Raw genomic sequence first — 11,140 nt, 5'->3', positions numbered from 1 at the left:
CCCCGGCACCACGGTTTTTAAAGCCCCCACCAGTGCCGCCACCTTGACGACCGAGTGATGCCCGCAATCCAACTAAACGTGGAAGCATATATTGAAGCTGCGCTAACTCTACCTGCATTTGTGCTTCTTTAGATTTAGCCCGTCGAGCAAAAATATCCAAAATCAACATGGTGCGGTCAATAACTTTACATTCCAATGCGGCTTCCAAGTTACGGATTTGTGATGGTGATAACTCGTCATTGAAAATGACAAGATTAGCATCTGCTTCATCAAAGAAGGCTTTGATTTCATCGATTTTTCCTTTTCCAACATAGTGCGCCGGATTTACTCGATCCAAGTTTTGCGTTACTTCTCCAACCACTTCTACATTTAAGGCTTCTGCTAAGTTGTGTAATTCTTCTAAGCCATATTCAAAATGTTCATCTTTGTTTAAATTGACGCCAACGACAATGGCACGTTCCATTAATTCTTCCATTTGTGAATTCCTCCTCAATATCCTACCGAGAGAAAATCGAAATAATCCTTTTTTTGCCAGTAATAGTAGACAGAAAAAGAGAGCATACGAGTCGCTCTCTTTTTCTGAAAAGTATATTGGTTTTCAAAATGGATAGACCTATCCCGATTAACCTGCACAGTAGCAGTTCTTTGCATTATTTAGTTTCATCGCAAAGTGTTCCATCGGAATTTGTAGTCAATCATTTGGAAAACCTCCGTTCCTTAAAGTACTTATATCGTATCATACTCAATTAAGTAGATACAACTTCTTACAATTGTCGGAAGCCACCTGTGTTTGCTTTCACTGTAACTTCTGCAAATTTCTTCACGTCCGACTCTTTCGTCAGAAGCGTTCCAATCCATCCACCAATAAATCCAAGTGGCACTGATACAAGTGCCGGGTTCGTCAATGGGAAAATCGGGTTTCCTGTAATGATGGCTACACCTTCAACCGGGTTCATTACACTTGGACTAATGGAAACAAGTACTAAAGCAGATATTAGTCCTGTTGCCATGGCGGAAATTGCACCTGCTGTATTGAATTTTTTCCAGAAAATCGTATAGACGATAACTGGTAAGTTGGCACTGGCAGCAATACAAAAGGCGAGCGACACAAGAAACGCCACATTCAAACTTTGAGCGAACAATGCCAAAATGATGGAGAATACAGCCACACCCAATGAAGCGAACCGAGCAGCCATCATCTGTTGTCTGTCTGTAGCTTTACCTTTTTTAATGATTTGCCCATAAATATCATGTGCAAATGCGGAGGCACCTGATAATACAAGCCCTGCAACCACTGCTAAAATCGTCGCAAATGCAACTGCCGAGACAAAGGACATCAGGAAATCCCCACCTAATTCTTGAGCTAAAAGAGGAGCGGCCATATTTCCTGCAGGATTGGTTGACACGATGAGATCTTGTCCAACAAACGCAGCTGCACCAAATCCTAAGAAGATGGTCATGACATAGAAAATACCGACAATCCAAGTTGCCCACATAACCGAACTGCGCGCCGTTTTTGCGTCACGCACTGTAAAGAAGCGCATTAGGATATGAGGCAATCCCGCTGTTCCAAATACAAGGGCAATCATCAGGGATATTGTATCCAACGGCATTTTGTATTTAACTCCCGGATTCAAATAATCTGCTCCATGAGGAGTTGCGGTTTTCATTGACGTAAACATTTCAAAAATATTGAAATGGAATTCCTTCAATACAAGGAACGAAATTATGATAGTACCTGCCATGAGGAGAACAGCCTTAATAATCTGTACCCAACTGGTCGCAGTCATACCTCCAAATAATACGTAAACCGTCATCATGATTCCTACTAGTAGAACAGCAATCCAATACGGTATATTAAAAAGCAATTGAATCAGTGCCCCTGCACCCACCAGTTGGGCAATCATATAGAAAATAACAATGGTAATGGAACTGATTGCCGCACCAGCACGAACTTTCTTCGCGTCAAATCTCGAATTTATCATATCGGCAAGCGTATACTTTCCAAGATTGCGCAACGGTTCCGCAACGATAAACAGAACCACTAAATAAGCCACCAAATAACCGATGGAGAACAGGAAGCCGTCAAAACCGTATAAAGCGATTGCCCCGGCTATTCCTAAAAAGGATGCTGCGGATAGGTAATCTCCTGCAATTGCAAGACCGTTCTGCCAACCTGACAAACCTCCACCAGCTGTATAAAATTCACTTGTTGTATTTGTTTTCTTGGCTGCGAAGTATGTAACCACCAATGTCATCCCTACGATTATTAAAAATAAGATAACTACGATCGGATTCATTGGTTATCCTCCTCCTCGTAATTAAATTCTTTTAGTGTTTCATTAGCCATTCGGTCAAATTCAGCCGATTTTTTCATGTAAACGGTTACAAGAGTCCACGTCATGATGAATAATCCAAGAGCATATATCCAACTCCATGAAATATCACCAATAAATGAGGCATTTAAAACATCAGAATACGAAATAATAATAGGAAATAAAATATAAAGGCCTAAAAATAATAGTGTACTAGGAATCAGAAATGCTTTTTTCTTTTTTAAGAGATTACGAAAACCGGGAGACTCTTCAATTTTTTCAAAATCGGGTAATGATTTGCGCTTAATATTCGTTGAATTTCGCTTTGATGCTACTACCAATTGAAACACCCCTTTTCTTTGTTTTAATTTTCAGAATACAATTAAAATTAAAACAATATTAGAATAGAATGTCAATCTATTTCATTCGGATTTCGAAGAGTACGAGAGAATGAGATTACAGAAAAAAACACATGCACTGAAAGCATGTGTTTCGGAAGGAAGAAATATTAATTAATTTCTACATGCGAGAGACGCTCCTTCTCTTGAGTGCCTTTCAGGAAAACTAAATCGGTGTTTACTAAAATTATTGTGTCATCTGACGGTTCAATCCCCAGAAGTCTTCCCCACTTTTCCACTTGGTTTTGGGGATGTTTTACCAAGAATTCACATCGTAAAATTTGCAACTGTTCGTTGTAATCTTTAAATGTCCCATCTTCCCTCAAACTTTGCATACGCTCTTCAAAAGATTCATTCCATTCGATAAAAAATGGAAGGGGCAATTCATCCGAAACGGTCTGTTCAATAAAAAGCATTCTCCATTTCCGTATAAACCCTGTAGATGTCTCACGTTCAGCATTCAATACGCCAGATGTGGTCCATCCTTCATTTTCCAACCTTCTGTTGAGTGCTTCTATATTTTCAGTACGGAAACAAATCGTTCCCCATCCTTCGCCATTCTCTAAATCGTGCAGTAGTAGTTTTGTAAGAGGGTGATTCGCCTGTTTGGCAATGTCCATCTGTTCCACTGACAAATATTCTATGTAACTATTTTTCGTATAGGTTAAGGCATTTACTGTTCCCCAACTTTTGTGCCGTCCACCGATAGAAGTTCCTTTGTTATTTCGAACATGCTCTTCTGGGCTTTGCTTGCTAAAAAATACAACATGGTCCAGTTCAATCATTTTCTCTACTACCCCTTTCTAGATGTGTTCTTACATCAAAGTTCCCCAAAGTACTCTTGTAAACACCGTATTTCAATATGTCGATAATTGCATCCATTTCAGACAGGATTTTCTCCGTTACATTCATTAGATTATCAATCTTTCCGGCATATTCATTTATAATGCGCTGGGAATATCCTTCAAAAACCGTTCTGATCAAAAGTTTCGCCTGACTCAATTCGACACCCTCACGAATGGTATGTGGGGTTAACAGTTGATAAATATAGTCGTCATTTAAAGCGAGCATTGGTTTCGACTTTTCTTTAAATAGTTGTTCCAATTCATTAATGAGTTCTTTTGGGGGAGTAATAAATGCCTGCATCAACAATTTGTTTTCAATTGGGTATAATACCTCTACGTTCATCTTCATTTTTACAAAGTACTTCAATTGTTCAAAGAAATCATCAGAGTCTTGAGGTTGCCATTCTTTCTCAAAAGCCTTCATCAAAACATCAATGGAATCATTGATAATGGTGAAATACAAGTTCTTCTTGGAATTGAAATGATGGAAGATAAGTGCTTTCGATACATCGGCAGTTTCTGCAATTAAATTCGCAGAGGTCTGGTAATATCCAAGTGTGGCAAACAACTCTTTAGAAACCTGGAATATTCGTTCATTTTTATCATTATCCATTAAATAACCAAGTCCTTTTTCAAATACTTCATAATAGCTGCCGTTACAGATAAAACCATTATCAGAACCATTACAATTATATAGACGGGCTTAATGGACGCCTGTTGAATAATGTAGCCTGAATTCACATATTCAAACGGGGTTATCCATTTCAGCTTGGAAAGTTTATCGGAAATATTAGCGACAATACTAACAAAGTAGCTGAATAAAACGAGGGCCAGAGAAATGGACGTCACAAGTCGCTGCTTACGGAAAAATACGGATATTCCAAAAGCAAGCGCGGCAAATGTCAAATGCAATAATAATGGTGCCAATGAAATCAGCGAAAATGTCACCATATCAATCTGGTCGTCACCGGCAACCCGGAATCCCATATAGTTGATTACAGAAAGTACAACGTTAAAGACCACAAGAACCAATGCCACCGCCACTGCTTTTTGAACGACCACTTGGACTCTTGAAATCGGCTTTGATAATAAAAATTCAATCGTACGGTCACTTTCTTCTTTTACTAACATACCCCCAGCTAACATTGCTGCATAGATACTGCCAAAAAGTGTAACGAATAAATACCCTTCAATGGCGTAGAAACCGAGTGCACTATCGAAGCCTAGTTGCTCAATATTAAATGCTTTAAGCATTGCCTCAGGATATAGTTTCATCAATTCCTGGAGTTGATCTTTATTTTCTGCAAATTGAGGGTAAATGCTCATGATTAAAAAAGTCATGCCTCCAAGCGCCAATATCCAAATCCATAACGCTTTTTGTGCCCGTTTCCATTCTCTTTTAAAGACCATTATTCTCACCCGTTTCTTTTTCGTAATAATGCATGAAAATCTCTTCTAGTGAAGGTTCTTCGATCGTTACATCATCAAAAGGAATCTGAACCAACTGTTGCAATAAATCTCGAGTGTGGCCATTATAGATAAAATCGTAGCTATTATCTGTCAGATGTTCCTGCAGGACACCCTCCAAATGTACCTTTTGCTCCCATTTATTTTGAGAATGGAGGTGTACTTTTTTGAATTGCTTCGCATGCAAGTCTTCCATACTTTCAATTTTAATCAGTCGTCCCTCTTTAATGATGGCCACACGGTTGCATAGTTTCTGGACTTCACTTAAATAATGGGATGAAAAGAAAATAGTCGTTCCTTTTTGTTGAAGCTCTTTTAATAAATCAAAGAATATCGATTGCATAAGTGGATCCAAACCTGCAGTCGGTTCATCTAAAATCAACACTTGGGGTTCATGCATCAGCGCTTGAATAATACCCACTTTTTTCTTGTTACCAAATGACAAATCCTCGATTTTCCTGGTCGTATCTAGTTGAAGACGCTGAGCCAATTCCTGTGCATGTTTTGTTGAATTACCTGGGTAGAAGCCTGCAGAAAAACGAAACAATTCACTTACTTTCATATCATCATAATAATGGACTTCCGAAGGCAAATAGCCAATATGTTGGCGAATATCCTTCGCTTCTTTCACAACATCTTTTCCCAAGATTTTTGCAGTACCATTCGTTGGATATAAAAAGTTAAGTAACGTACGAATCGTTGTACTCTTTCCTGCTCCATTGGGTCCAATGAATCCAAAAATTTCTCCTTGGGCAACTTGAAATGTAACATCGTCTATCCCTCGTGATTTTCCATAACGTTTTGTTAATTGATTCAATTCAATTGCATTCATGAATGAAACCTCCCTTGTAATCAGAATATTACTACAAATATACCCTCCACTGACCAACCGGTCAATAGGGCGTAAAAAAATCCCACAACATATGTTGTGGGATTGTGATTTATTTATCTTGTTTCAATAGTACAAGTGTTTCATCAAACTCACGTTCAATTTCTTCATTCTTACGGTACGTGATCAAACTTACAATAACAGCTACGATTAAACATAGGATAAATCCTGGAACAATTTCATAAATTAAGCCTTTAAGGGTTTCATTATTCCCCCAAATAACCACTGTAGTTGCTCCAACGACCATACCTGCTAAAGCGCCCCAAGTAGTAAGCTTTCTCCAGAATAGTGATAGCAAAATAACAGGCCCGAAAGCAGCACCAAAACCAGCCCAAGCATATGCAACTAAATCTAGGATAGTCGTGTTTTGTTCCCATGCAATAAACAWAGCAACCACTGATACAAATAGTACTGCAAGACGTCCCAGCATCACAAAATGCTTATCTGAACCATCTTTGTTAATAACAGCTTTGTACAAATCTTCAATCAAGGCTGAAGAAGTAACGATTAATTGAGAAGAAATCGTGCTCATAACTGCAGCAAGTACAGCTGCCAGCATAATACCTGCGATAAATGGATGGAAAATAACTTGTCCTAATGCAATAAAGACTGCCTCAGGGTCACCCAATGTTTCACCAGCATTTTGCTGATAGTAAGCGATTCCAATTAAACCTGTCGCAATGGCTCCAGCCAAACTTAATGCCATCCAACCAATCCCGATACGACGTGCTTGTTTTGTTTCTTTTACAGAACTGATTGCCATAAAGCGAACAATGATATGTGGCTGGCCAAAGTAGCCAAGACCCCAAGCAATAGCAGAAATTACACCTAATCCTGTTGCTCCTTCAAGCAAGCTCAAACGTGATGGATCAACAGAACGAATGCTTTCTGCTGCGCCGTCGAAGCCGCCCACCATAAATAATCCGATAGTAGGTACCAAAATCAACGCCAAGAACATAATTAGTCCCTGTACAACGTCTGTGTAACTTACTGCAAGGAATCCACCAAACAGTGTATAGGCTATAACTACTGCCGATACAATCAAAAGACCTGTATGATAGTCTAAACCGAATGACTCGTCAAAGAAGACGCCACCCGCTACCATTCCTGATGATACATAGAACGTAAAGAATATCAAAATGATGATACCAGAAACGACACGCAATAAACGTGAAGTATCCTTCAAGCGGTTTTCCAAGAAACTTGGAATTGTAATGGAATCATTCGATACTTGTGAATACACACGTAAACGTGGTGCAACTAGCAACCAGTTTAAATAAGCTCCTACTGTTAAACCAACAGCTATCCAAGCTTCTACTAAACCTGTTGCATAGATTGCTCCAGGTAAACCCATCAATAACCAACCTGACATGTCTGCTGCTCCAGCACTTAACGCTGTAACCGCAGGACCTAAAGAACGTCCACCTAACATGTAATCCGTTAAGTTAGCTGTCTTTCGGTAAGAATAATAACCGATATAAAGCATTACAGCCATATAGATAATTATAGCAATCAATTGATATACATAATCAGACATACTTTTTCCTCCTTTGAGATCGTTATGAGTATTTCAAAACTCATCATAACACGCAACTTGCAGAAGAACGAGAATATTTTTTTAGTAAGAATTGTCACTAAACACAGAATTACCAACGTTTTACAGCGTTTTTTGTATTTCCCAGGAAATATGTCATCTTACACGCTAATACTTTTCTCTTTCGACATTTCACGCAAAAGATACTTTTGAATTTTGCCAGAAGCGGTCATTGGATACGATTCCGTAAACTCAATATAACGCGGAATTTTATGATGAGAAATTTTCCCTTTGCAATATGAACGTATTTCTTCGGCATCAATCGTTTCCCCATCTTTAGCAATAACCCAAGCCATTAATTCTTCACCGTATTTCGGATCTGGCACTCCCACCACTTGTACGTCCTGAACACTTGGATGTTGATATAAAAACTCCTCAATTTCACGAGGGTAAATATTTTCCCCACCACGAATCACCATATCTTTGATCCGACCTGTAATTTCTAGATAGCCTTCATCGTCTAAAATGGCAATATCTCCTGTGTGAAGCCAACCTTCTTCGTCGATTGCTTCACGTGTCGCTTCTTCATTTTTGTAATAGCCATTCATCACAAGATATCCCCGAGCACATAATTCACCAGGCACTCCTGCAGGCAATTCTTCATTGGTTACAGGATCTATAATTTTCACTTCCACGTGAGGATGAGGTTTTCCAACTGTTTTTACACGTTTTTCAATCGCATCATCCGCTTTCGTTTGTGAAATGACAGGCGAACATTCAGTAAGTCCATAACAAATGGTTATTTCGCTTGCCCCCATATCATCAATTACTTTTTTCATTACYTCAATCGGACAAGGTGAACCCGCCATAATGCCTGTTCGCAATGAGGATGTATCAAATTGTTTATATTCCGGATGATTCAACTCAGCAATAAACATCGTCGGAACACCGTGAAGACCTGTACACTTTTCATCCTGTACAGCCTGCAGTACAAGTTTTGCATCAAATTGCTCTACCAGTACCATCGTAGTCCCATGTGTGACAGCCGCAAGCGTTCCCAAAACACAGCCGAAACAATGAAAAAATGGCACTGGAATACATAAGCGGTCTTCTGGTGTTAACTTCATATAATCCCCAATAATTTGGCCATTATTCACAATGTTCATATGTGTCAGCATGACACCTTTTGGAAACCCGGTAGTGCCTGAAGTATATTGAATATTGATAACATCTTCCGAGTCCAATGAAGTCAGTCGTTCTTCCAGTTCCATATCGGTGATGTTTGCTGCATGCGCTTCGAACTCACTCCAAGAATAAATTCCGGGATATTCATTTTCACTCATGACGATGACTCGTTTGAAATGAGGCAGCTTCGCACACTTAATATCCCCATTAATGGATGACTTTAATTCTGGACAAACTGCATTGATAATCTCTATATAAGAAGTTCCTTTAAATTCTTCACCTAAAATAAGTGTGGTGGAATCGGATTGATTCAATAAATATTCGAGTTCCTTTTCCTGATAATTGGTGTTGACTGTCACAAGAACGGCTCCCATTTTGCCAGTAGCGTATTGGCTCAATAACCACTCTCTCTTGTTATCTGACCAAATGGCGACATGTTCACCTTTAGCAATGCCCATCCCCATGAAAGCCTTTGCCAAGCGGTCCGTCTCTTCATCAAATTCTTTATATGTTTTGCGTAATTGCTTTTCTGGATATACGTACGCTTCTGTAGCGGGATATCGTTTCGCCATTTCCCGAACTACTTCCCCCACCGTTTGATGTTTCAACATGTTGTTGCTTCCCCCTTTGTGATGTCTTGGTTATTATGTTATCACAAAATTCAGACGAATTGTAAATGCAAAATCCATCTTTATCCACCTGCGTAAAGTGCTTGATGATTTTATCAAAACCAGTATATTGTGCTACTATAAAAAAGATAAGTAGTCGCTTTATATTCTTCGGGGCAAGGTGAAATTCCTTACCGGCGGTGAACAAATGTAGATTTGTAAGTCCGTGACCCGGTGCTTGAAAAAGTAGCGGTGGAGTTGGTGCGAATCCAACACCGACAGTATAGTCTGGATGGGAGAAGAGTATAGAGAGGTTTATTTGTCATGCTCGCGCGTCGCTTCTTTTCGATTTTGAAATTCGAAAGGAGGAGCTTGTATCATTCAACAACATTTGAATTCGTTTAAACTTCGCATGCAGTCCAGCCTATCAATTCCGTGCTTGAAGAGCACTCGATCAGAAGGTACTGATTCCAACTTCCATGCGGCTAGAACTCCAAAAGCACTTGTCAATATGGATAAGCTTCTTAAAGCTACCCAATTTGAAGTATGTGCAGAAAAATTCACACTAGAAGCGAAGCAACATACACGAGTATATTTTCATTCCTATACAAATTATCCATCTGACACATTCAAGTCAACTGATGCTAAAAACGAGCTTCGATCCCCGAAATTACGCGAGAACTTTCTTTTGACGCGTGATCGTTTAAAAGCGTTTTTGAATTTCGTCAATTGGATTCATCATCATATCCCTTTCCCCACCACCTACCTGCCCCTTGGTGGAAAAAATTCTAATCCTTATTACTAAAAGCTATACAAAATATGTCTCTACAGGCGTATATAATTGGTACCACTAATTGAATAATGGATAACAAATAAGGCTTTGATGTTCGCATCAATTCTCTTTTCAGTAGGAGGTTGATTACTTGTTCACAGGAATCATTGAAGAAATTGGCACTGTCACTTCCATCAAACGTAAATCACATGCGCTCGAATTGTCCATTCGTGCAAAAGTGGTACTAGAAGATGTGAAAAGAGGAGATAGTATCGCCGTAAATGGTGTTTGTTTGACGGTTTCATCTTTTACACATGATACGTTTGTTGTGGATGTTATTCCAGAAACCTTTAACTCGACCACTTTAGCTAACTTATCGTCAAACGTTCGCGTCAATTTGGAACGTGCCATGTCAGCAGTTGGACGGTTTGGTGGTCATTTTGTCAGTGGGCACGTGGATGGCATCGGTGTCATTCGCTCGATAAAAAAAGAATCCAATGCCATTACAAAGAAGATTGAATTGGATTCCAGCCTCATGAAATACATGATGCGAAAAGGCTCTGTAGCAATAGACGGCACTTCACTTACTATTTTTGATGTAGAACGAACTTCAATCACCATTTCCTTAATTCCAACAACGCAATATGATTCATTGATTGGTGAAAAAGGCATTGGTGAAAAAGTGAATATTGAATGTGACATGCTCGCAAAATATACCGAACGTATACTTACATCTAAAACTGGCATATCAAAAGAATGGCTACAGGATAAAGGATTTTAAAGGAGGTTTCTTATGTTTTATACAGTAGAAGAAGCAGTTGAAGCATTATCCAAAGGACAAGCCATCATTGTCGTTGATGACGAAGATCGTGAAAATGAAGGAGACTTTGTTGCGCTTGCGGAATTTGCAACCCCTCAAATCATAAATTTAATGGCTTCTGAAGGCAAAGGTCTTATTTGCGTACCAGTGGCGGAAGAAATTGCACGTCAACTGGATATCGGGTTAATGAACGGATCATAATACAGACCCTTATAGTACGGCTTTACAATCAGTGTCGATCATATCGACACGACGACAGGTATCAGCGCATTCGAACGCTCTCACACTATTCTGCAAATGATAAACC

The 11,140-nt window shown here is 39.3% G+C and carries 10 protein-coding genes, 1 pseudogene and 1 riboswitch; of the genes and pseudogenes, 2 read left to right on the top strand and 9 right to left on the bottom strand.

Translation table 11 applies throughout. The annotated features are described in order from the left end of the window. From AC1DSB_RS07245 to AC1DSB_RS07205, 9 genes are all read right to left on the bottom strand, one after another. Positions 1-475, bottom strand: a 475-nt coding sequence (locus tag AC1DSB_RS07245) for an HflX-like GTP-binding protein (RefSeq protein ID WP_477586263.1), incomplete at its 3' end; no start/stop codon positions are given. A 289-nt stretch (positions 476-764) separates the two neighbouring features. Continuing rightward, positions 765-2,300 carry a solute symporter family protein gene (locus AC1DSB_RS07240; protein WP_477530912.1) on the bottom strand — a complete coding sequence of 512 codons (1,536 nt, stop codon included), beginning with the start codon at positions 2,298-2,300 and terminating at the stop codon, positions 765-767. Continuing rightward, entirely contained in the window at positions 2,297-2,665 is a 369-nt protein-coding gene (locus AC1DSB_RS07235; protein ID WP_477530911.1) for a DUF485 domain-containing protein, read from the bottom strand. The genes AC1DSB_RS07240 and AC1DSB_RS07235 overlap by 4 nt, the downstream gene beginning before the upstream one ends. 158 nt (positions 2,666-2,823) lie before the next feature. Next, complete coding sequence (locus tag AC1DSB_RS07230; protein WP_477530910.1) at positions 2,824-3,498, bottom strand: VOC family protein; 675 nt, start codon at positions 3,496-3,498, stop codon at positions 2,824-2,826. After that, entirely contained in the window at positions 3,491-4,171 is a 681-nt protein-coding gene (locus tag AC1DSB_RS07225) for a TetR/AcrR family transcriptional regulator (RefSeq protein ID WP_477530909.1), read from the bottom strand. The genes AC1DSB_RS07230 and AC1DSB_RS07225 overlap by 8 nt, the downstream gene beginning before the upstream one ends. Beyond that, complete coding sequence (locus tag AC1DSB_RS07220; protein ID WP_477530908.1) at positions 4,171-4,968, bottom strand: ABC transporter permease subunit; 798 nt, start codon at positions 4,966-4,968, stop codon at positions 4,171-4,173. The genes AC1DSB_RS07225 and AC1DSB_RS07220 overlap by 1 nt, the downstream gene beginning before the upstream one ends. Continuing rightward, positions 4,958-5,857, bottom strand: a complete 900-nt coding sequence (locus tag AC1DSB_RS07215; RefSeq protein WP_477530907.1) for an ABC transporter ATP-binding protein — start codon at positions 5,855-5,857, stop codon at positions 4,958-4,960. Before AC1DSB_RS07215 ends, AC1DSB_RS07220 begins: the two co-directional genes overlap by 11 nt. Positions 5,858-5,966: 109 nt before the next feature. Next, a complete protein-coding gene (putP, locus tag AC1DSB_RS07210; protein WP_477586261.1) occupies positions 5,967-7,451 on the bottom strand; it encodes a sodium/proline symporter PutP in 1,485 nt (494 codons plus the stop codon). A 158-nt stretch (positions 7,452-7,609) separates the two neighbouring features. Then, on the bottom strand, positions 7,610-9,244 hold the full coding sequence (locus AC1DSB_RS07205; RefSeq protein WP_477530905.1) for an AMP-binding protein: 1,635 nt from the start codon (positions 9,242-9,244) through the stop codon (positions 7,610-7,612). A 160-nt stretch (positions 9,245-9,404) separates the two neighbouring features. Then, a riboswitch (FMN riboswitch) is annotated at positions 9,405-9,549 on the top strand. 615 nt (positions 9,550-10,164) lie between these two features. Here AC1DSB_RS07205 and ribE point away from each other — a divergent pair. Further along, positions 10,165-10,794 (top strand): riboflavin synthase, encoded by a 630-nt coding sequence (gene ribE / locus AC1DSB_RS07200; protein WP_477530904.1) that lies wholly within the window; start codon positions 10,165-10,167, stop codon positions 10,792-10,794. A gap of 12 nt (positions 10,795-10,806) precedes the next feature. Continuing rightward, a pseudogene (locus AC1DSB_RS07195) lies at positions 10,807-11,140 on the top strand (3,4-dihydroxy-2-butanone-4-phosphate synthase); the annotation flags it as partial.

This window comes from Paenisporosarcina sp. P4_E4_2 (assembly GCF_056401595.1).
This window is presented reverse-complemented; position numbering and strand designations above follow the sequence as displayed.

Coding starts and splice junctions, on each gene's coding strand:
- AC1DSB_RS07240 (WP_477530912.1), bottom strand. CDS start 2,300: ATGAATCCGATCGTAGTTATCTTATTTTTAATAATCGTAGGGATGACA.
- AC1DSB_RS07230 (WP_477530910.1), bottom strand. CDS start 3,498: ATGATTGAACTGGACCATGTTGTATTTTTTAGCAAGCAAAGCCCAGAA.
- AC1DSB_RS07225 (WP_477530909.1), bottom strand. CDS start 4,171: ATGGATAATGATAAAAATGAACGAATATTCCAGGTTTCTAAAGAGTTG.
- AC1DSB_RS07220 (WP_477530908.1), bottom strand. CDS start 4,968: ATGGTCTTTAAAAGAGAATGGAAACGGGCACAAAAAGCGTTATGGATT.
- AC1DSB_RS07215 (WP_477530907.1), bottom strand. CDS start 5,857: ATGAATGCAATTGAATTGAATCAATTAACAAAACGTTATGGAAAATCA.